Annotated in this window: 18 protein-coding genes and 2 tRNA genes; 9 read left to right on the top strand and 11 right to left on the bottom strand. The window is 69.4% G+C overall.

What is annotated here, in order from left to right; all coding sequences use genetic code 11:
* Nucleotides 1–69: 69 nt before the first annotated feature.
* From O7617_RS11965 to gyrB, 6 genes are all read right to left on the bottom strand, one after another.
* A tRNA-Ala gene (locus O7617_RS11965) sits at nucleotides 70–142 on the bottom strand.
* A 34-nt stretch (nucleotides 143–176) separates the two neighbouring features.
* Nucleotides 177–305, bottom strand: coding sequence for a DLW-39 family protein (locus O7617_RS11970; protein ID WP_209444550.1), 129 nt, complete (start codon nucleotides 303–305; stop codon nucleotides 177–179).
* A 44-nt stretch (nucleotides 306–349) separates the two neighbouring features.
* Nucleotides 350–423 (bottom strand) — tRNA-Ile (locus O7617_RS11975).
* Nucleotides 424–573: 150 nt separating this feature from the next.
* Nucleotides 574–1491, bottom strand: a complete 918-nt coding sequence (locus O7617_RS11980; RefSeq protein ID WP_282263522.1) for a DUF3566 domain-containing protein — start codon at nucleotides 1489–1491, stop codon at nucleotides 574–576.
* A gap of 4 nt (nucleotides 1492–1495) precedes the next feature.
* Nucleotides 1496–4018, bottom strand: a complete 2523-nt coding sequence (gene gyrA, locus O7617_RS11985) for a DNA gyrase subunit A (RefSeq protein WP_282263523.1) — start codon at nucleotides 4016–4018, stop codon at nucleotides 1496–1498.
* 130 nt (nucleotides 4019–4148) lie between these two features.
* Entirely contained in the window at nucleotides 4149–6092 is a 1944-nt protein-coding gene (gyrB, locus tag O7617_RS11990) for a DNA topoisomerase (ATP-hydrolyzing) subunit B (RefSeq protein WP_282263524.1), read from the bottom strand.
* A gap of 519 nt (nucleotides 6093–6611) precedes the next feature.
* Here gyrB and O7617_RS11995 point away from each other — a divergent pair.
* Nucleotides 6612–7166: a hypothetical protein gene (locus tag O7617_RS11995; RefSeq protein ID WP_269681771.1), complete on the top strand. Its 555-nt coding sequence runs from the start codon at nucleotides 6612–6614 to the stop codon at nucleotides 7164–7166.
* 137 nt (nucleotides 7167–7303) lie between these two features.
* Here O7617_RS11995 and O7617_RS12000 read toward each other — a convergent pair whose 3' ends face one another.
* From O7617_RS12000 to dnaA, 5 genes are all read right to left on the bottom strand, one after another.
* On the bottom strand, nucleotides 7304–7909 hold the full coding sequence (locus O7617_RS12000) for a DciA family protein (protein WP_282263525.1): 606 nt from the start codon (nucleotides 7907–7909) through the stop codon (nucleotides 7304–7306).
* Complete coding sequence (gene recF / locus O7617_RS12005; RefSeq protein ID WP_282263527.1) at nucleotides 7899–9032, bottom strand: DNA replication/repair protein RecF; 1134 nt, start codon at nucleotides 9030–9032, stop codon at nucleotides 7899–7901. The genes O7617_RS12000 and recF overlap by 11 nt, the downstream gene beginning before the upstream one ends.
* Nucleotides 9033–9048: 16 nt before the next feature.
* Nucleotides 9049–9921, bottom strand: coding sequence for a phosphogluconate dehydrogenase (NAD(+)-dependent, decarboxylating) (gnd, locus tag O7617_RS12010; RefSeq protein WP_282263528.1), 873 nt, complete (start codon nucleotides 9919–9921; stop codon nucleotides 9049–9051).
* A 38-nt stretch (nucleotides 9922–9959) separates the two neighbouring features.
* On the bottom strand, nucleotides 9960–11093 hold the full coding sequence (gene dnaN, locus O7617_RS12015) for a DNA polymerase III subunit beta (protein ID WP_282263529.1): 1134 nt from the start codon (nucleotides 11091–11093) through the stop codon (nucleotides 9960–9962).
* Nucleotides 11094–11868: 775 nt separating this feature from the next.
* The gene (dnaA, locus tag O7617_RS12020) at nucleotides 11869–13698 is read right to left on the bottom strand and encodes a chromosomal replication initiator protein DnaA (RefSeq protein ID WP_282263530.1); all 1830 of its coding nucleotides are present in this window, start codon (nucleotides 13696–13698) and stop codon (nucleotides 11869–11871) included.
* Nucleotides 13699–14323: 625 nt separating this feature from the next.
* Here dnaA and rpmH point away from each other — a divergent pair.
* The 8 genes from rpmH to O7617_RS12060 all read left to right on the top strand — a co-directional run bounded on the left by rpmH (nucleotide 14324) and on the right by O7617_RS12060 (nucleotide 20476).
* A complete protein-coding gene (rpmH, locus tag O7617_RS12025) occupies nucleotides 14324–14461 on the top strand; it encodes a 50S ribosomal protein L34 (RefSeq protein ID WP_007453904.1) in 138 nt (45 codons plus the stop codon).
* A 34-nt stretch (nucleotides 14462–14495) separates the two neighbouring features.
* The gene (rnpA, locus tag O7617_RS12030) at nucleotides 14496–14912 is read left to right on the top strand and encodes a ribonuclease P protein component (protein WP_282263532.1); all 417 of its coding nucleotides are present in this window, start codon (nucleotides 14496–14498) and stop codon (nucleotides 14910–14912) included.
* Nucleotides 14909–15205, top strand: coding sequence for a membrane protein insertion efficiency factor YidD (yidD, locus tag O7617_RS12035; RefSeq protein WP_282263533.1), 297 nt, complete (start codon nucleotides 14909–14911; stop codon nucleotides 15203–15205). Before rnpA ends, yidD begins: the two co-directional genes overlap by 4 nt.
* Complete coding sequence (yidC, locus tag O7617_RS12040; protein ID WP_282263536.1) at nucleotides 15202–16191, top strand: membrane protein insertase YidC; 990 nt, start codon at nucleotides 15202–15204, stop codon at nucleotides 16189–16191. The genes yidD and yidC overlap by 4 nt, the downstream gene beginning before the upstream one ends.
* A 211-nt stretch (nucleotides 16192–16402) precedes the next feature.
* Nucleotides 16403–17011 (top strand): R3H domain-containing nucleic acid-binding protein, encoded by a 609-nt coding sequence (locus tag O7617_RS12045; RefSeq protein ID WP_282263537.1) that lies wholly within the window; start codon nucleotides 16403–16405, stop codon nucleotides 17009–17011.
* Nucleotides 17012–17015: 4 nt separating this feature from the next.
* Nucleotides 17016–17861: a 16S rRNA (guanine(527)-N(7))-methyltransferase RsmG gene (gene rsmG / locus O7617_RS12050; protein ID WP_282263539.1), complete on the top strand. Its 846-nt coding sequence runs from the start codon at nucleotides 17016–17018 to the stop codon at nucleotides 17859–17861.
* Nucleotides 17862–18118: 257 nt separating this feature from the next.
* A complete protein-coding gene (locus tag O7617_RS12055) occupies nucleotides 18119–19438 on the top strand; it encodes a ParA family protein (protein WP_282263540.1) in 1320 nt (439 codons plus the stop codon).
* 27 nt (nucleotides 19439–19465) lie between these two features.
* Nucleotides 19466–20476 (top strand): ParB/RepB/Spo0J family partition protein, encoded by a 1011-nt coding sequence (locus O7617_RS12060; RefSeq protein ID WP_282263541.1) that lies wholly within the window; start codon nucleotides 19466–19468, stop codon nucleotides 20474–20476.
* The last annotated feature ends 398 nt before the right edge of the window (nucleotides 20477–20874 follow it).

A 20874-nucleotide genomic window follows, 5' to 3' on the forward strand; every position in this document is an offset into this window, starting at 1 on the left:
TGTACTTTGCTGCTGCACCGGCCTCGATCACGGCAAAATACACCGACGGGGCGTTGACTTGCGGGAGAGTGGAGCCCAGGGGACTCGAACCCCTAACCCCTGCCTTGCAAAGGCAGTGCTCTGCCAGTTGAGCTAGGGCCCCGTGTGTGGGCGTCGGATCGCCCGTAGGCCGAACGTCAGCGCAGGTCGGGCGCAGTGGTCGCCTCGTGCCACAGGGCGCGCTCGTCGTTCGAGGCCTTGATCTTGTTGAACACGACGGCGGCCACGCCGACGACGCCAGCCAGAATCAGCAGCTTCTTGAACATGCGGGCGACCCCTTGCGCTCGACTGACCGTCGGACGACATGCGGTGGGGCTAGCTGGAATCGAACCAGCGACCTCAGAGTTATCAGCTCTGCGCTCTAACCGACTGAGCTATAGCCCCGCGTTGCGACGAGCAAGATTAACCCATCCGCTCAGCCAGCCCCAAATCGGGGTCCAGCCGGACGAGCCAGGCCGTCGACGCCTGCACAACCTACCTGAGTACGGGACACCGGAGCGACCGCATTGCGCGGTGCCCCGGTGTCCCGGTCGCTCAGTCCCGCTCGGCGAGGGTCAGCTCGATCCCGCCGACCAGGTCGGCGCAGACGTTGTAGACGAACGCTCCCAGCGTGGCCAGCGCGGTGAACAACACCACGTTGACCAGGCCGATCAGCGCCGAGCTGAGGATCACGCCCTTGGCGGTGATCTGGAAGCCGCTGGTGCTCTGGCCACCGCCGGCGTTCACCAGGTCACTCAGGCTCTCGTTGACGCTCTGGAACACACCCATCGCGTCCAACGCCAGGTAGAGCACCGACGTGGCGACCACCACGACGATGAAGAGCACCACCGAGACGGCGAACGCGAACTTCATCACGGACCACGGGTCGATCCGCTTCAGGTTCAGCCGGGCCCGGCGCGGTCCGCGGGAGGCGGCCGAGCTGACCGAGGTACGCGCGGCGCGTACCGCGTCACCGACACGCGCCGCCCCGACGGCGGACGCGTTGCCGATGCCCGGCGGCAGTCCACCGCCGCTGGCCGGGCGGCCGGCGGTGCCGGTACGGGCCGTGTCGGGCTGCGGCGATGTCATGCCCGGTGTGATCCGCGGCTGGGTGCCGGTCGCCCCGGTCGACGCCGCCGGCCCGGACCGGACGTTGATCGGCTGGGTGGTCGCCGGACGCGCCGAGGAGGACGCCGTCGCCGAACCCGAGGGGGTGGTGGCGGTCGACGACGTCGGCGCGTCGGCACTGACGGCCTCGGTCTTGTCGGCCGACCCGGCATCTTCAGCGGGCGGCTCCGGCGGGGGTGTCATGCCCGGAGCCCTCGTGAATTTCGGGGCAGGCGCGTCGGCGGGGACCGTCGCCCGGCCCACGGCCGCGCGGCCGGTCGCTGGTGTGCCGCCCTTGGCGGCCTCCTCGTCGACCGGGTTGGCCGAGGTCCCCGTGTTCCCCGACTTCGCCTGTGTCTCCGTCATTCAACTAGTCCTGTTCGTCAGGCTCGTCGGCATTGCGAGCAATCGCCACGATAGTCACGCCGTCCGGGAGGTCCATCAGCTTGACCCCCATTGTGTTCCGGTCACGCGTACGGCGTACAGGCTTCACCGGAGTCCGAATGACACCACCATTGCTGGTGATCGCGAACAGCTCGTCGTCCGGATCGATCACCACCGCGCCGACCAGACCACCGCGCCGCTCGGTGATCTTCGCAGTCAACACGCCCTTACCTCCCCGGCCCTGCACCGGGTATTCCTCGATCGGGGTGCGCTTCGCATATCCCCCGTTCGTGGCCACCAGAACGTCCAAACCTTCTCGGACGACCTCCATGGCGAGCAGGACGTCGTCGTCCGTGAAGCGCATGCCGATCACGCCCGAGGTGGCCCGGCCCATCGGCCGCAACGCCTCGTCCGACGCGTTGAACCGGATCGCCTGTGCCTTCTTGGAGACCAGCAGCAGGTCGTTCTCCGGCGCAACCAACGCAGCACCGACCAGCTCGTCCTCATCGCGCAGGTTGATCGCGATGATGCCGCCGGAACGGTTGGAGTCGAACTCCTCGAGCCGCGTCTTCTTCACCAGGCCGTTCTTCGTGGCCAGTACCAGATAGGGGGCTACCTGGTAGTTCGGGATCTCGATGATCTGCGCTATCTGCTCGTCCGGTTGGAAGGCGAGCAGGTTGGCCACGTGTTGGCCCTTGGCTACCCTACTGGCCTCCGGCAACTCGTACGCCTTGGCCCGGTACACCCGCCCCTTGTTCGTGAAGAACAGGATCCAGTCGTGGGTCGAGCAGACGAAGAAGTGGCTGACGATGTCGTCCTGCCGCAGCGTAGCGCCACTGACGCCCTTGCCGCCGCGCCGCTGGGAGCGGTAGAGATCGACCTTGGTCCGCTTGGCGTACCCCGTCCGGGTGATCGTCACGACCACGTCCTCGCGGGCGATGAGGTCCTCCATCGAGACCTCGCCGTCGAACGGGATGATCTGCGTACGCCGATCGTCGCCCCACTTGGTGACGATCTCGCCCAACTCCTCCGAGACGATCCTCCGCTGCCGCTCGGGCTTGGCGAGGATGTCCTTCAGGTCGGCGATCTCGAGCTCGAGCTTGGCCAGGTCGTCGAGAATCCGCTGCCGCTCCAACGCGGCGAGACGACGCAGCTGCATGTCCAGGATCGCGGTCGCCTGGATCTCGTCGATGTCCAGCAGCCGGATCAGGCCCTGCCGCGCGTCCTCCACGGTCGGCGAACGCCGGATGAGCGCGATCACCTCGTCCAGGGCGTCCAGCGCCTTGGACAGACCCCGCAGGATGTGCGCCCGCTCCTCGGCCTTGCGGAGCCGGAACGCCGTCCGCCGGCGGATCACGTCGATCTGGTGCTCGACGTAGTAGCGGATGAACTGGGCCAGGTTGAGCGTGCGCGGCACCCCGTCGACCAGCGCCAGCATGTTGGCGCCGAACGTCTCCTGGAGCTGGGTGTGCTTGTAGAGGTTGTTCAGCACGACCTTGGCGACCGCGTCGCGCTTGAGCACCAGCACGATCCGCATACCGGTACGCCCGGAGGACTCGTCGCGGATGTCGGCGATGCCGGCGAGCTTGCCCTCCTTGATCAGCTCGGCGATCCGCTCGGCGAGGTTGTCCGGGTTGACCTGGTAGGGCAGCTCGCTGACGACCAGGCAGGGCCGACCCCGCTTGTCCTCCTCGACCTCCACCACGGCACGCATCCGGATCGAACCCCGACCCGTGCGGTACGCGTCCTGGATCGCCGTCGTGCCGACGATCAGGCCGTGGGTCGGGAAGTCCGGGCCCTTGACGATGCCCAGCAGCGCCTCGAGGGTGGTCTCCTCGTCCTCCTCCGGGTGCTCCAGGCACCACTGCACGGCCGCGCCGATCTCGCGCAGGTTGTGCGGCGGGATCTTGGTGGCCATGCCGACCGCGATGCCCTCGGAGCCGTTCACCAGCAGGTTCGGGATCCGCGACGGCAGGATCGTGGGCTCCTTGGCCCGGCCGTCGTAGTTGTCCTGAAGGTCGACGGTGTCCTCGTCGATGTCCCGCAGCATCTCCATGGCGAGCGGGTCGAGCTTGCACTCGGTGTAGCGCATGGCGGCAGCCGGGTCGTTACCCGGCGAGCCGAAGTTGCCGTTGCCGTCGACCAGCGGGTAACGCAGCGACCAGGGCTGCGCCATCCGGACCAGCGCGTCGTAGATCGCCGAGTCGCCGTGCGGGTGGAACTGGCCCATCACGTCGCCGACGACGCGGGAGCACTTCACGTAGCCGCGGTCCGGGCGGTAGCCGGAGTCGAACATGGCGTAGAGGATCTTGCGGTGGACCGGCTTGAGCCCGTCCCGGACGTCCGGCAGCGCACGCCCGACGATCACGCTCATCGCGTAGTCGAGGTAGGAGCGCTGCATCTCCACCTCGAGCCCGACCGGTTCGATCCGGTCGTGCGCGACCACCGCGGCGATGGCCTCGGCGGGGACCTCGGGCTCGTTCGGTGTGGACTCGGGAGAATCGGTCACTGTATACCCTTATCAGACTCAGTGTCGTTTTCGTGCTGTGGATAACCGCTGTGGATACCGGCCATGCTGTGGATAACTCTGTGGACCGGCGGATCGACCGGGCAGCGCCCGGTCGATCCGCAGCGGTCCGTCAGATGTCCAGGAATCGCACGTCCTTGGCGTTGCGCTGGATGAACGACCGGCGCGCCTCGACGTCCTCACCCATCAGCACACTGAACAACTCGTCGGCGGTCGCCGCGTCGTCGAGAGTGACCTGACGCAGGGTACGCGTTGCCGGGTTCATCGTGGTTTCCCACAGCTCGGGATAGTTCATCTCGCCGAGGCCCTTGAAGCGCTGGATGTCGTCCGGCTTGGCGTTGGCCTTCTTCTGCTGGCGCAGCGCGATCAGCCCGTCCCGCTCCCGGTCGGAGTACGCGTACTGCGCGTCGTCACCCTTCTTGTTCCACTTGATCTTGTAGAGCGGCGGGGCGGCCAGGTAGACGTGCCCCAGCTCGACCAGCGGACGCATGAAGCGGAACAGCAGGGTGAGCAGCAGCGTCTGGATGTGCTGGCCGTCGACGTCCGCATCGGCCATCAGCACGATCTTGTGGTACCGCAGCTTCTCGATGTCGAAGTCGTCGTGGATGCCGGTGCCCAGCGCGGTGATCAGCGCCTGGACCTCGTTGTTCTTGAGGACCCGGTCGATCCGGGCCTTTTCCACGTTGAGGATCTTGCCGCGGATCGGCAGGATCGCCTGGGTCCTCGGGTCGCGACCCTGCTTGGCCGAGCCGCCGGCCGAGTCGCCCTCGACGATGAACACCTCGGACTCGCGCGGGTCGGTGGACTGGCAGTCGGCCAGCTTGCCGGGCATCGAGCCGGACTCCAGCAGCGACTTACGCCGGGCCAGCTTGCGCGCCTGCTGGGCGGCGATTCGGGCCCGGGCGGCCTGGGACGCCTTCTGGATGATCATCTTGGCTTCGGCCGGGTTACGGTCGAACCAGTCGACCAGCCACTCGTTGCAGACCCGCTGCACGAAGCTCTTCACCGGGGTGTTGCCGAGCTTGGTCTTGGTCTGGCCCTCGAACTGCGGATTGGCCAGCTTGACCGAGATGATCGCGGCGAGCCCCTCGCGGATGTCCTCGCCGGAGAGCTTCTCGTCGCCCTTGAGCAGCTTCTTGTCGGCGCCGTACCGGTTGACGACGCTGGTCAGCGCGGCTCGGAAGCCCTCCTCGTGGGTGCCGCCCTCATGCGTGTTGATCGTGTTGGCGAAGGTGTAGACCGACTCGCCGTACGACTCGTTCCACTGCATGGCGATCTCGACCGACATGCCCTCCTCCTCGGCGCCGAACTCGACCACGGTCTTGTGGATCGGGTTCTTCGAGGCGTTGAGGTGCCGGACGAAGTCGGAGATGCCGCCCTCGTAGTAGAAGGTGACCTCGCGCTGCCGACCGTCCTCCTCGGCCACCCGCTCGTCGAGCAGGTGAATGCGCAGCGCCCGGTTGAGGAAGGCCATCTCCTGCAGACGCCGGTAGATGGTCTGGAAGTCGAAGTCGACGGTCTCGAAGACGTCGGGGTCGGGCCAGAAGGAGACCGCCGAGCCGCTGCGGTCGGTGGCCTCGCCCTTCTCCAGCGGGCTGGGCTTGGAGTTGGTGTACTGCTGCCGCCACACGAAGCCGGACTTGTGGATCTCGACGGCCATCCTGGTCGAGAGCGCGTTCACCACGGAGACGCCGACGCCGTGCAGACCGCCGGAGACGGCGTACGCCTTGCCGTCGAACTTGCCACCCGCGTGCAGCACGGTCAGCGCGACCTCGACACCCGGCTTCTTGAGCTTCGGGTGCAGGTCGACCGGGAAGCCACGGCCGTTGTCGGTGACCCGGACGCCGCCGTCGGCCAGCAGCACCACGTCGATGGTGTCGCAGTATCCGGCGAGCGCCTCGTCGACCGCGTTGTCGACGACCTCCCAGACGAGGTGGTGCAGACCGCGCTCGCCGGTGGACCCGATGTACATACCGGGGCGCTTGCGGACCGCCTCCAGCCCTTCGAGAACGGTGATCGACTCTGCGCCGTACTCCTGCTTTTCCTGCGCTGCCACCCTCGGCCACTTTCTCGCGTCGACCGCGCCGGTTGGGCGCAGCGGGCGCGGGTTCGGCGGACAGGACGCGACGTCGGCGCGCGGACCGGTGCCGGAGACCTCCGGACCACGGGTCGAACGCGCCGGTCGCCGCGGTTGCCCGCGGATCGCGATCGGCTCGACCCGACGTGGAGAATGATCCTGGGGCCACCGGCCCCCGTCCTCCGCACCGGGTCTTCGTCTCGCTGTCAATCCTACTGTGCCCGGAGGACAGAACCACCACTCGGCACCCTCGGAGAGGCGGCTGAGAAGTCCGTAGCCGGAAGAACCCCGTCGCCCGCGACTCCCCCCACACGCCATGCTCGGATCGCACGCGCCGCCGCCGGACGGGTTGACCCGCGCCCGGGCGGGTCGGGGGTCGCGGCCCGGGCGTCCGTGCCGTACGTTTGCGGCGCCCCGGAACCCACCCTTGATCTTTATGGGCTGGAACCGGGACGATCGACCCGATCGACCCGACACGTGCTCTCTAAGAGGTGACAGATGGGGCTGGACAACGTCGCGGTGCACTGGCCGCGGACCGGCCGCTTCTACGATCCGGTGGCGCCGGCCGAGTTCGTCGACTTCGGCGAGATCGTCGACCTGCCGCGGATCTCCGCGCCGACTGCCGCCCTGGCCGAGCTGATCGCGAAGACCGGCACCATCCGGGCGACCGCGTACACCGAGTTGGTGGATCTGCTCCTGGGGCTGGAAGGTGTGTTGTACGCCACAGACGCCGCCGCCGAGGACGAGGACCCGGTGATCGATCCGGACGGCTGCTCCTGGATCGCCAGCGGGATCGAGAGGTTCGTGGCGGGGCACCGCGCGTACGGCGAGGCGGTCACCTTCGAGTCGGTCAGCACGGTGCTGCGTTCCCTGCTCGGCGACGGCAGGCTGGCCGAGCAGCAGTTGCGGTGGCTGGAGAGCCGCCTCGACGCGCTGCGCGACGAGCGCGGCGACCCGCCGCAGTGGAACTTCACCTGCGCCGAGCTGGGTGTGCTGGCGGCGTTCTACCGGCGCTGCGCGGAACGCGGTTTCGCCGTCTACGCCGACGCCTGACCCGACCCGGTCTCCTGGGCCGCAGCGCCGCCGGTCGGTCGGCTGGCCGCCGCTATCAACCGGGTGAGCACCGCGTGCGGAGCAACGCGAACTCAAGCGGGCCGCCCGCGAGGCCGCCCGACGGAGCTGAGATCCCGTCAGCCGTAGGTGTCCCGCGGGCCCCGCCCGCGTACCCGGCGCGGCCCCTTCGACCACGACGGCGCGGCCGGCCCGTGGATGTGCAGCTTGCGCACCACGTTGTGGCCGACCTCGCTGGCGATCTGCTTGAGCAGCGATCCCGCCAGCAGCCGCAGTTGGGTGGCCCAGGCCGTCGACCGCGCCTCCACGGTCAGCTCACCGTTCTCCAGCTTGACCGGGCGGCTGTTCTGGGCCACCTCCGCGCCGACGACCCGCTCCCAGGCGCCGAACACGGTGGCCTCGGCCGCCGGTTGCTGCCAGCCACGCGCCTTCACCAACCGGTTCAGCACCGCACCCAACGGCTGCGGGTCGCGGGGGTCGGGGCCCGGGCCGGAGTAACCCCGCAACCGCCGCCCCGAGCCGCCGGCAGCGTCGCCGCCCGCACCTCCGGGGGTACGCCGGGCGCGGGCCGCCGCCTGCCGCTTGGACAACGCCGCGTCGAGTACCGCCCGAGCCAACTCCGGCCCACTCGCGGCCGCCGCCGGCTCACCGCCCGCCGATTCCGCCTTCGGGGTACGCGCGCTCCGCCCCGCCTCGGGCCGGTCGGCGCCTGACTCATTCGACACGGCGTACCGTCCCTTCGCCGACCCGGTAGCGGGTGCCGCGCAGCGCAGCCGGCACATCGTCGTCCACCGCACAGGTGACCAGCAGTTGACCCGCCCCACCGACCAGCTCCGCCAGCCGCTCCCGGCGGCCGGTGTCCAACTCGGCGAAGACGTCGTCGAGTACCAGCACCGGCTCGATGCCGTCGGCCCGCAGCAGGTCGTAGCCGGCCAGCCGCAGCGCGAGCGCGAACGACCACGACTCGCCGTGGCTGGCGTACCCCTTGGCGGGTAGCGGCCCGAGAGTCAACGCCAGCTCGTCGCGGTGCGGGCCGACGAGCGTGGTGCCCCGTTCGATCTCGGCGGAGCGGGACGCGGCCAGCCCCGCGGCCAGTGCCTCCGCCAACGCGGCCCGGTCGGTGGTCGGCTCGGTCAGGTCGATCGAGGGCCGGTAGGCGATACCGGCCGCGCCCCGACCGGCGGCCACCGCGTCGTACGCCTTGGCGACGTGCGGGGTGAGCGCGGCGACCAGCTCCAAGCGGCCGGCGAGCAGCTCCGCGCCGTGCTGGGCCAGGTGGGTGTCCCAGACGGCGAGGGTGCCGAGGTCGCCGCCCCGCGACCCACCGGTCTTGCGAGCCAGGTACGCGGTGCGCAGCAGGGCGTTGCGCTGCTTGACCACCCGCTCGTAGTCGGCCCGCACACCCGCGTACCGGGGTTGGCGGCTGACCAGCAGGTCGTCCAGGTAGCGGCGGCGCTCGGCCGGGTCGCCCCGGACCAGCTCAAGGTCCTCCGGGGCGAAGAGCACGAGGCGCAGGGCGCCCAGCACGTCCCGGGCCCGCCGCGCCGGAGACCGGCCCAGCCGGGCACGGTTGGCCTTCCCGGGCACGATCTCCAACTCGACCAGGAGTTCCCGCCCGTCGTGCGCCACCGCGCAGCGGATCACCGCAGACGTGGCACCCATCCGCACGAGTGGCGCGTCGGTGGCGACCCGGTGCGAGTCCAGGGTCGCCACGTAGCCCAACGCCTCGACGAGATTCGTCTTGCCGACGCCGTTGGCGCCGATCAGGACGTTCGCCCCCGGTTGGAGGTCGACGGCCACCCGCTCGTACGAGCGGAAGTCGACCAGTTCCAACCGTCGGACGTACACCGGGTGTGGATTTCGCTCAGCGCTTGTGGACGGCGTGGCCACCGAACTGCTGACGCAGCGCGGAGACAGCCTTCATAGCGGGCGAGTCGTCCTGTCGTGAGGCGAACCGGGCGAACAGCGAAGCGGTGATCACGTTCAGCGGGACGGCCAGCCGGACCGCCTCGTCGACCGTCCACCGGCCCTCGCCGGTGTCCTCGGTGTAGCCGCTGAGGTCGGCCAGCTCCGGGTCCTCGTCGAGCGCCCGGTCCAGCAGGTCGAGCAGCCAGGAGCGGACGACGGTGCCCTCCCGCCAGGACTTGATCACGCCCGGCACGTTGGTCACCAGTTCGGAGGCCGCCATCAGCTCGTAGCCCTCGGCGTAGGCGTGCATCAGGCCGTACTCGATGCCGTTGTGCACCATCTTCGAGTAGTGCCCGGCACCGACCGGCCCGGCGTGCACGAAGCCGAACTCGCCCTCCGGCTTGAGAGCGTCGAAGATCGGCATCAGCCGGTCGACGTGCTCCTGGGAGCCGCCGACCATCAGCCCGTAGCCGTTCTGCCGACCCCAGACACCGCCGGAGACGCCGACGTCGAGGTAGCCGATGCCCCGCTCGTTGAGCCGCTCGGCCCGGGGTGCGTCGTCGCTGAACCGCGAGTTGCCACCGTCGATGATGATGTCGCCCTCGCCGAGCACCGCGGCCAGCTCGTCGATCGTCGCGTCGGTGACTCCGGCGGGCACCATGACCCAGACCGCGCGCGGCGACTCGAGCTTCTCCGCCAGGCCCGCGAGGGATGCGACGTCGCTGATCTGCGCGTTGTGGTCGAAGCCGACGACTTCGTGACCAGCGGCGCGCAACCTCTCCCGCATGTTGCCGCCCATACGGCCGAGTCCTACAAGGCCGAGCTGCATGTGTTTGTACCTCCGTGGATCTGTGTTGCAGGGCGCGATCAGCGAGAGACGCGGATCGGCATGATGAGGTACCGGTACCCGGGAATGACCTCGCCATCCTCGCCGGCGGGGGAGATCACGGCGGGTTTGAAGGCGTCGACGAACGACAGGACGGCCGTCTGGGAGCCCAGGTTTGCCAGGCCGTCGATGAGGTACTGCGGGTTGAACCCGATGGTCAGCGCGTCGCCGGTGAAGGTGGCCTCCATGGCCTCGCTGGCTCGGGCCTCCTCGGAACCGCCGGCCTCGACGACCAGACCGTCGGCGCTGAAACTGAGCAGCACCGGCGTGGTCCGCTCGGCGACCAGCGCGACCCGCTTGACGACCTCGATCAGGGTGCTGACCGGCACCCGGGCCTCGGCGTTGTGGGCCGCCGGGAAGAGCGACCGAACCGGCGGGTAGTTGGCGCCGTCGAGCAGACGGCTGGTGGTGCGTCGGGTGCCACCGGCCAGGCCGACCATGCCCTCGCCTGCGGCACCCTGGGCCAGCGCGAGGGTGACCTCGCCACCCAGCGGGCCGAGCGCCTTGGCGGTGTCGTTCAGGGTGCGGGCCGGCACCAGGGCGTTGATGCTCACGTCGGGGTCGTCCGGTCGCCACTGGATCTCGCGCAGGGCCAACCGGTAGCGGTCGGTGGCGAGCATCGACAGCGTGCTGCCGGAAAGCTCGACGCGAACGCCGGTCATCATCGGAAGGGTCTCGTCTCGGCCCGCCGCGATGGCCACCTGGGAGACCGCCGTGGCGAACGCGGCGGCGTCCACCGTGCCGGCGCTCTGCGGCATCTCGGGCAGCGCCGGGTAGTCCTCCACCGGCATGGTGGGAAGGGTGAACCGGGCGCTGCCGCAGACCAGTTCGAGGTGGGCGCCGACCGCGGCGATGTCGACCGGCTTGGCCGGCAACGCCTTGGTGATCTCGGCGAGCAGGCGGCCGGAGACGAGGGCGGCGCCGTCGGCGTCTCCCTGCACCTCGACGGTCACCTGGCTGGAGACCTCGTAGTCGAACCCGGAAACCCTCAGGTTGCCGTCGGTGACCCGGAGCATGACCCCGGCGAGCACCGGTACGGACGGCCGGTTGGGCAGGCTCTTCGCGGTCCACGCCACGGCCTCGGCGAGCGCGTCGCGCTCCACTCGGAACTTCATCAATGCCTCCGCGTCGACGTCAGCGACAACTCTCTCATGCCGACCGCTGCCTACCGTCCCGCCCGACCGTGCGGGTACCCATCGCACCTTAGGGCGCGGGGGTATCGGCTGTGCGCCCGACCCCATGGATCGTGTCGATGCTGACCGGTTGATCCGGCAGCGTTCGGCCCGATCCACAGAAAGCCCAACGGTGATGATTGGTTTTTGTTCTCTTAGAAGAGATAACTCATCGTCTTCATCGCACCTGTGCAAACTGTGGAAAAGCCAGGTCTGCGCAGCTCAGACAGGTTATCCACCGGTGATTTAGCTGTGGAGAACCACTGGTACAACCCGCCTGCGTGTCCACAGCCCGCCCTCGGTGCACAGTTGTCCACCGTCATCCACCGGTTGTCCACCGGTAATCCACCGACTTTCTCCCCAAGCCTGTGGACGACGATGAAGATCACCATTGCCGTCATCCCCAGAACCTTCAACAGGTCGTACACAGGTCGTCGGTCACCGGTGGAAAACGTTTCGGTTGTCCCCAGGCGTCCACAGCCCCGTACACAGGGCTTCTCCACAGCCTGTGGGTAACCGGCGAGGGACGGACCGTAGTTATCCACCGGCGGTGGACAACGAGTTGTGGACAACGAGTGGAAGTCGAGACGGTCACGGGGTCGATCCTGTGGTCTACACCATGTCGAGAGTCCAGCCGGAAGCCGAAAAAGTACGCCCGGCCGGAGATCCGGCCGGGCGTGTCCCGGGCTGTGCGCCGTCCCGACGGCCGGCGTACGCCTCAGCTGTTCTGCTTGATCCGGTTGGTCAGCTCGGCGATCTGGTTGTAGAGCGAGCGGCGCTCCGCCATCTGCTGCCGGATCTTCCGGTCGGCGTGCATCACAGTGGTGTGGTCCCGGCCCCCGAATGCCTGCCCGATCCGGGGCAGCGACAGCTCGGTCAACTCCCGACACAGGTACATGGCGACCTGGCGCGCGTTGACGAGCACGCGGGACCGGGACTGGCCCCGCAGGTCCTCCAGGCTCACCCCGAAGTAGTCGGCCGTCGAGGCCATGATCTGGTCGGCGTTGATCTCCGGCCCGGCGCCGTCGGGCATGAAGTCCCGGAGCACCTCCTCGGCCAGGGACAGCTCGACCGTCGACCGGGTCAGGCTGGCGAACGCCGTCACCCGGATCAGCGCCCCCTCCAGTTCCCGGATCGAGTTCGACACCCGGGAGGCGATGAACTCCAACACGTCCGGCGGGGCGTACATCCGCTCCTGGGCCGCCTTCTTCTGCAGGATCGCGATGCGGGTCTCCAGGTCCGGCGGCTGGATGTCCGCCAGCAGGCCCCACTCGAACCGGGTTCGCATCCGGTCCTCGAGGGTGGCGAGCTGGCGCGGCGACCGGTCGGAGGTGATCACGATCTGCTTGTTGGCGTTGTGCAGGGTGTTGAAGGTGTGGAAGAACTCCTCCTGGGTGCGCTCGCGGTTCTCCAGGAACTGGATGTCGTCGATCAACAGGATGTCGACGTCGCGGTAGCGCCGCTGGAACGCACTGGTTTTGTCGTCCCGCAGGGAGTTGATGAAGTCGTTGGTGAACTCCTCGGTCGAGACGTACCGGACCGAGCGGGCGTTGCCGAGGGTCGTGGCGTAGTGCCCGATGGCGTGCAGCAGGTGCGTCTTGCCCAGACCGGAGTGACCGTAGATGAAGAGCGGGTTGTACGCCTTCGCCGGTGACTCCGCCACCGCGACGCTCGCCGCGTGCGCGAAGCGGTTGGACGATCCGATGACGAACGTCTCGAACATGTACTTCGGGTTCAGCCGGTTGCCGCCGGCGTCGGCACCGGGCAACCGGCGCTCGTCACGACCACCCGGGCGGTGGTCCACGCCGCTGCGGCCCGGGCCGCTGTCCGTGCCGGTGTCCCGGGGCAGCGCGCGGATCACGTGCTGGTCGCGCGGAGACGCCGACTCTTCCCGGTAGCGGGGCTCGTAGGGCCGGGTGTCCGGGCCCGGCGGGTCCAGCCGGGCGGCCTGTTCGTCATAGCCACGGCGGTCGGGCCCCGGCCGGGGGGTACGCATCGGCTCCGCGAAGGCGGCGCTGAACAACGCCTCCTGCCCGTCCCTGCTGGCGGGGATCATCCCGGGACGGTGCGCGTCGACGGCCGGTGCGAGCGGTGGACCCGTGGGCGTCGGTGGAGCGGCCGGCTCCGGCGCGCGCCCCGCGTGGGTCTGCTCGGGGATCATCGGGTCGGCGGACGGCCGAGCGCCCTGGTCGTCACCGAAGGGCTCGACGGACGAGCCGTCGACGTCGAACGGCCCGGTCTCCGGGGTGCTGCGGTAGACGGTGCCGGCGGGTCGGCCCGCGGCGTCCTCGGCGACCCGGACGGTGACCGCGACCTGGATCGGCCGACCCAGTCGGCGGGTGAGCGCCTCGGTGATCGCCGGTCGGAGCCGGGATTCGATCACGTCGCGGGTGAACGCGTCCGGAACGGAGAGCAGAGCAGTGTCCTCGACGATCGCCCGCAGCCGGGTCAACCGGAGGTAGGCACGCTGCTGAGCGGAGATGATCTCGTCGGCCAGCTCGTCGGTCGCCGCTAACCACACTGCGGCAAGGTCGGTCGTACCGGCCACCGTCGTGCCACCCCCTCGCCTCTGCTCCCGGCCGCCGCTGTCTGCCAGCCGGCCGTCCCGGGCCCGCCGCGTTCGCGGGTGGAACAACACCCACCTGACGGTCGACCGATGGTCGTCCACAAGTTATCCACAGCCTGTGTACCGACCGATTGTGGCCGCCGCCGGCCGCGGGTGGGACCTGCCCCTGCCTGAACGGGCGCTGAAGCGGGTTCACCGTGCCGAACGATTCACTACCTTGTCCGGTCTTGCCTCTGCGACGACCGGAGCTTCCGACGCTCACCGCAATCGGGCACGGTAACAGCGTTGTCCCTGCGCCATCAACCGGCGACGCGGCGGGGGTGTTCTCGGCATCAGCGAAAACCACCCTCCGGCCTCGGGCGCGTCCCGTTCTCGTACTGCTCGGGGTGTTTGACGGTCATTGCCCCCCTGCGTAGGCTGGAACGGCTGCTTTCGCGCCCTCTGCTAGGGTGATGGGTGCTTGCTGTCCACGGTCGCATCCCCGCACCGCCGAGGTCCCGCTCCGCCGGACAGCACCGATCGTGGGCCACCGTCGAGGTGGCCTGGACCACCACACGACCCCGGCGATTCCGTCGTACGGGGCGCGTACGAAAACGGAGAGCCTGACGTGAGCAAGCGCACCTACCAGCCGAACAACCGCCGGCGCGCGAAGACCCACGGCTTCCGGCTGCGCATGCGCACCCGTGCCGGCCGTGCCATCCTCTCGAGCCGTCGCGCCAAGGGTCGCACCACCCTGTCGGCCTGAGCCGACCGGGCCGGTCCAGGGGACGTGGGCAGTCGTGCTGGCCGCCGCACAGCGACTGCGGCGCAGCACTGACTTCGCCGCAGCGGTCCGTGGTGGCCGGCGCGCCGGGCGTGGTGCCGTCGTGGTCCACCTGACCATGCCGGTGAACGCCGACCCCAGCACACCGATCTCGCCGCAGCCGGTGCGGGACGACAACGCGGAGCTGATCTCCGTGGCGTCCCGTGCCGGCTTCGTCGTGTCCAAGGCCGTCGGTAACGCGGTGACCCGTAACCGGGTCCGTCGTCGACTGCGTGCGCTGGTCCGGGAACGGCTGGTCGACCTGCCGCCCGGCAGCACCCTCGTCGTCCGGGCGCTGCCCGCGGCGGCGCAGGCGTCGTACCCCCGGCTCGCCACCGACCTGGACGCCGCCCTCGCGGTCGCCCGGTCACCCCGCGAGCGGCGGCACCGATGAGCGGCACCGGGCAGACCAGCCCACGCCCGTCGACAACAGGTGCCAAGGTGCTGATCGCGCCCATCATCGCGTACCGTCGGTGGATAAGTCCGGCACTGCCGGCCCGCTGTCGGTTCTATCCGTCGTGCAGTGCGTACGCCCAGGAGGCGGTCGTGCGGCACGGCGCGCTCCGGGGAGCCGTCCTGGCGGTCCGGCGGCTGTTGCGCTGCCACCCCTTTCACCCTGGTGGACATGACCCGGTACCGGAGCCGGGCGGCCGCCGCCGTGCTGATGTGACTGGAGCCCCGAATTGAGTCTCGACTGGATCTACTACGCGATTTCGTGGATCCTGCTGACCTGGCACTCTGCCTGGGACGCCATCGGGGTGCCGGTCGGCGCGGTGATCGGCACCAACTTCGCCTGGATCCTGGCGATCATCTTCCTGGTCGTCACCGTCCGGGTGATCCTGTTCCCCGTCTTCGTCAAGCAGATCAAGTCGCAGCGGGCGATGCAGGCGCTCCAGCCCAAGGTCAAGGAGCTTCAGGAGAAGCACAAGGGTGACCGGGAGACGCTCCAGAAAGAAATGATGGAGCTGTACAAGAAGGAGAAGGCCAACCCGCTGATGGGTTGCCTTCCGATGTTCCTTCAGATCCCGGTCTTCCTCGGCCTCTTCCACGTGCTGCGCCGCCTCGACCCGGACAAGCGGAACCAGACGCTGTACGGCTGGACCGCCGACCAGTTCCAGAGCGCCTCGCAGGCGAAGCTCTTCACCGCCCCGATCGCTGGAAAGTTCGGCTCCACCGCCGACGAGCTGGCCAGCCTCGGTGCCAACGGCACCACCGTCAAGGTCATCGCCGGTGTCCTGGTCCTGGTCATGATCGCGACCACCTACCTGACCAGCCGTCAGATGATCCTCAAGACCGGTTGGGCCGAGGACCCGCAGCAGCGGATGATCCAGCGACTGATGCTCTACGGCATCCCCGCTTCGCTGCTGATCTCCGGCGCGATCTTCCCGATCGGTGTGATCATCTACTGGGTCACCAACAACCTGTTCACCCTGGGCCAGCAGCAGTGGGTGCTGCGCAAGTTCCCGCCGCCGGTGACCGCCAAGAAGGCGGTGGCACCCGCCGCCAGCCGCAACCCGGTGCAGCCCGCCAAGACCGGCGGCCTGTTCGGTCGGGGTAAGACGGCTCCGCCGGCGCCGGTCAAGGCCGCCGCTCCCAAGGTGGCCGGGCCGAAGCCGGGCGCCAAGCCGGTGAACAACCCGAAGAAGGGTCGCCCCGCCAAGCGGCAGGGCTGACCCGCAAGGGCCGCCGCCGGTGATCCGACGGCGGCCCGTTCCACACTGTGCAGCCGCCGGATGGTCGGCGCCGGTGGGAACCGACCGCGCGCCGCGCGGCCACGGGCGACACTGCCCGTACAGACGTGCCCGCGGGCACCGGCGACCTCCCGCCGGCCCCGGGAAACCAGTCGGACCGAGGGTCCGGCCGAGCGAGTACGGAGATGAGACCGTGACCGAGACCAGCATCCCCCGCACCGAGCAGCCCTTGGACGAGGAGGAGACCGCGACGCTCGAGGTGGACGGCGACGACACCGGCACCGAGGACGACGACACCGATGCCCCCGCTACCGGTGCCCGGTCGAAGAAGGCCGTCGGTGAGGGCGACCTGTTCCGGCAGAGCGAGATCGCTGCCGACTACGTCGAGGGGCTGCTCGACATCCTCGACTACGACGGCGACATCGACGAGTTGGTCGCCGCCGGCCGCCCGATGGTCGAGGTGGTCGGTGAGCGTCTGCAGAATCTGGTCGGCCAGCGCGGGGCCACCCTGGAGGCGCTTCAGGAGTTGACCCGCCTCGCCGTCTTCCGGCAGACCGGCACGCCGAGCCGCCTGCTGCTCGACGTCGGTGGCTACCGGGCCAACCGCCGCAAGGAACTCGCCGCCGTCGCCAAGAACGCCGTCGAGAAGGTCAAGGAGTACGGCGAGCCGGTCCGCCTCGAGGCGATGTCCGCGTTCGAGCGCAAGTGTGTGCACGACGTGGTCAACGCCATGTCCGGCGTGGCCAGCGAGTCCGAGGGTGTGGAGCCGAACCGGCGCATCGTCGTACGGCCGGTGGACTGACCGGGTGACCCACGACGACAGCACGGCTGACGCCGTGTCCGGCCCGGGCGGTACGCCGTCCGGGCCGTCCCCTGTCCGGCCGGCTACTTCGGACGCCGCCGCGACTGAACCGGGCACTTCCCCCTCGCCGAGCGACGCGGCCCTGCCACCCGGGTTGGCACCGGCCGCGCTGACCCTCTTCGGTGACCGTCTCGACCTGGCCGCCGCGTACGCCGAACTGCTGGCGACCGACGGGGTCGTCCGTGGTCTGATCGGTCCCCGAGAGGCACCCCGCATCTGGGATCGCCATCTACTCAACTGCGCCGCGGTCGCCGAGCGGGTTCCGTCCGGCGCGACGGTGCTCGACGTCGGCTCCGGCGCCGGTCTGCCCGGGCTGGTGCTGGCCATCGCCCGCCCCGATCTCACTGTCACCCTGATCGAGCCCCTCGCCCGACGTACGTCGTTCTTGATCGAGGTCGTCGAGCGACTCGGCCTGGCCAAGTCGGTGCGGGTGTTCCGCGGCCGGGCCGACGAAGCGGCGACCGGGTCGAGCGGTCGGGACCCGATCAGCGGGGACGTGGTGACCGCACGCGCCGTCGCCCCACTAGACCGGCTGGCGGGTTGGAGTCTCCCCCTGGCCGTTCGGGGTGGCCGTCTGCTGGCGCTCAAAGGATCGTCCGCCGCCGCGGAGATCGAGGAGCACGCCGAGGTGGTGACGCGCCTCGGCGGCGGCGAGCCGACCGTGCACCTGTGCGGTGTGGACGTGATCGATCCCCCCACCACCGTCGTGGAGATCGTGCGGGAGCGGATGATCGGCCCTCGACCGGCGGCCGGTAAGCGCACCCGGGCCGGTCGCTCCCGCCGACGCTGACACTTCACGCCATCGGGCTTCCGGCTGGCGGGTTGCCTCGTTGTACCGGTACGGATGGACGAGGAGATGAGAACCCGACGTGGACCGGCCGCGCCCGTCCGCCGTAGGCTGGCCGCGCGTCGATAGTGTGGAGCGGGCGGTGGACGTCGTGGGTCTCCGACCGCTCCCGAGGGCCGTACAGTTCGCGGGTTGCGAGCGTGGCACGGCCGAGTTGACCGGGGCGCGGACCGACCATCCGAAGCGGGCAGGGATGACAGGTGCATGACGACGGCAGGTACGACGATCCACACGTGACCGGGGCGAGCAACGATCCCGTTTCACGTGAAACCGACTACCCGAGCTGGTCGCCCGGTGCGACCGACCCATCCACCCGACCTGCCGACGGCGTTGCGCCGGCAGCGCACGGTGCTGCGGCTGATCAACCAGTCGGGCCGGAAACCGGGGACCCGGCGGGTGTCCGTCGGTCAGCGGAAGGGTCGAGCCGACCCGCGAACGTCGCCGAGGTGCGGCAGGTGGTGGTTCGCCGGAACACTGCCGCAGCGGTTCGGTTCGAAGCGGCGGTCCCGCAGCAGCCCACCGCAGCGGCCGCTCGGGATGCCGCGCCGACGTTCGCTGAAGCACCTGTCGCGTCGACCGAGTCGTTGGCAGCCGTGGCCGCTGACCCCACGTACGTTTCACGTGAAACCCCGACGCGCGAAGAGGATGACCCACCGTTGGCTATGGAGGCGATGCGGGCCGTGCAGATCCTGAATCCCAGTGGCGAGGTGACCATGCCTCGACCGGACCGGACCCGGGTCATGTGCGTCGCCAACCAGAAGGGTGGCGTGGGTAAGACCACCACCACCGTCAACCTTGCGGTGGCGCTCGCCCTGCACGGCAACCGGGTGCTCGTGGTCGACCTCGACCCTCAGGGCAACGCCTCGACCGGGCTCAACGTCCCGCACCACACCGGCATCCCGGACGTCTACGACTGCTTGATCAACAGCGTGCCTCTGGTGGAGGTGGCGCAGGCGGTCGAGGGCATCCCCAACCTGTGGTGCGTACCCGCCACCATCGACCTGGCCGGTGCGGAGATCGAGCTGGTCTCCGTGGTGGCCCGCGAGTCGCGTCTGGACCGTGCCATCGCCGCCTACCCCGGCCAGTTCGACTACGTCTTCATCGACTGCCCCCCGTCGCTCGGCCTGCTCACTGTCAACGCGCTGGTGGCCGCGCAGGAGGTGCTGATCCCGATCCAGTGCGAGTACTACGCCCTGGAAGGGCTCAACCAGCTGATCAACAACATCAACCTGGTACGCCAGCACCTCAACCCGAAGCTCGACGTCTCCACGATCCTGCTGACCATGTACGACCGGCGTACCCGGTTGGCCGACGCCGTCGAGCAGGATGTCCGAAACCACTTCGGCGACAAGGTCCTCCAGGCGGTCATCCCCCGCAACGTCCGGGTCTCCGAGGCACCGAGCTACGGCCAGTCGGTGATGACCTACGATCCCGGTTCGCGGGGAGCAACGAGCTACTTCGAGGCCGCCCAGGAGATCGCCGAGCGAGGCGTCAAGGAGCCGGTGGGCCGGAATGCGTAGTGCGGACGAGTCGCTGGGAGGCGTGGCATGAAGAACCGTCCTCGGGGCGGTCTGGGTAGGGGCCTGGGGGCGCTGATCCCGACCGGGCCGCAGCCGGGTGCCGCCGGCGCCGGGACGGCTGAACCGGCCACCGAGCACGAGGAGGTGGCTGCCGCAGCCGTCCCCGCGGTGCCCGTCGGGGCGCCGGTCCACGAGCCGGAGCCCACTCTCAGCCCGGTGCCGGGAGCGCGCTTCGCCGAGATCCCGGTCGACGCGATCCTGCCCAACCCGAAGCAGCCCCGTCAGGTCTTCGACGAGGAGGCCCTGGAGGAACTCAAGACCTCGATCCAGGAGGTCGGTTTCCTCCAGCCCATCGTCGTCCGTCAGCTCGACGACGAGAAGTACGAACTCGTCATGGGTGAGCGGCGCTGGCGCGCCGCCCAGGCGGTGGGGCGGGAGAACATCCCGGCCATCGTCCGGGACACCCGCGACGACGCCATGCTCCGTGACGCGTTGCTCGAGAACATCCACCGGGCCAATCTGAACCCGTTGGAAGAGGCCGCCGCCTATCAGCAGTTGCTGGAGGAGTTCGGGGCGACCCACGAGGAGCTGGCCCGCCGGATCGGTCGGAGTCGCCCACAGATCTCCAACACGATCCGGCTGTTGAACCTGCCGGCTCAGGTGCAGCGTCGAGTGGCAGCGGGAATTCTGTCGGCCGGCCATGCCCGTGCACTGCTGAGCCTGGACGAGGCAGAGGCACAGGAACAGTTGGCGCTGCGCATCGTGGCCGAGGGCCTGTCGGTCCGGGCCACCGAGGAGATCGTGGCGCTGACACTCAACGACGGGTCGGCCAAGAGCCAAGCGGCGAAGCGTCGACCCAAGGCACACGCGCCGGCGCTGAACGATCTCGCTGACCGGCTCTCCGACCGCTTCGACACCCGCGTGAAGGTGGACATCGGCCGGAGCAAAGGCAAAATCACGATTGAGTTCGCGACAGTGGACGACCTGGAGCGGATCGTCGGGATCATCGGTGTGCAGCAGGAGGAGGGCGAGGGCTGACCCCTCCTCTCGCTGACGGCCGCGCCACCCCATCGGGTGCGCGGCCGTTCTGTTTCCATCGCCGGTTTCACGTGAAACCGGCCGCTGTCCGTGCGATCGCGGTGCCGTCGGCTTTGTCGGGCGGCGGCGGGATCCACAGCAGAAGCGGTACCGGTGCTGCTCTGGGGGATGGATGCGACGCGCGCTCTGCGCGGCGCTTGTGGGCCTCGCGGTGCTTGTGTACCTCGTGAGGGCTGCGGGCCTCGCGAGGGCTGCGGGCTCGGAAGTCGCGTGCGGAGCGTGCGGGGACGGCGTGCGGGCGGGACAGTCGTGCCGGGCGTGCCGGGCGGGCGTGCGGGGGCGGGCGTGCGGGACAGGCGTGCCGGGCAGGCGTGCGGGGGCGGGCGTGCGGGACAGGC

The organism is Micromonospora sp. WMMD1155, from assembly GCF_029581275.1.
GTDB lineage: Bacteria > Actinomycetota > Actinomycetes > Mycobacteriales > Micromonosporaceae > Micromonospora.

Coding starts and splice junctions, on each gene's coding strand:
- O7617_RS11970 (WP_209444550.1), bottom strand. CDS start 305: ATGTTCAAGAAGCTGCTGATTCTGGCTGGCGTCGTCGGCGTGGCCGCC.
- gnd (WP_282263528.1), bottom strand. CDS start 9,921: ATGCAGCTCGGCCTTGTAGGACTCGGCCGTATGGGCGGCAACATGCGG.
- O7617_RS12060 (WP_282263541.1), top strand. CDS start 19,466: ATGAAGAACCGTCCTCGGGGCGGTCTGGGTAGGGGCCTGGGGGCGCTG.
- O7617_RS11980 (WP_282263522.1), bottom strand. CDS start 1,491: ATGACGGAGACACAGGCGAAGTCGGGGAACACGGGGACCTCGGCCAAC.
- dnaN (WP_282263529.1), bottom strand. CDS start 11,093: ATGAAGTTCCGAGTGGAGCGCGACGCGCTCGCCGAGGCCGTGGCGTGG.
- O7617_RS11995 (WP_269681771.1), top strand. CDS start 6,612: ATGGGGCTGGACAACGTCGCGGTGCACTGGCCGCGGACCGGCCGCTTC.
- yidD (WP_282263533.1), top strand. CDS start 14,909: ATGAGCGGCACCGGGCAGACCAGCCCACGCCCGTCGACAACAGGTGCC.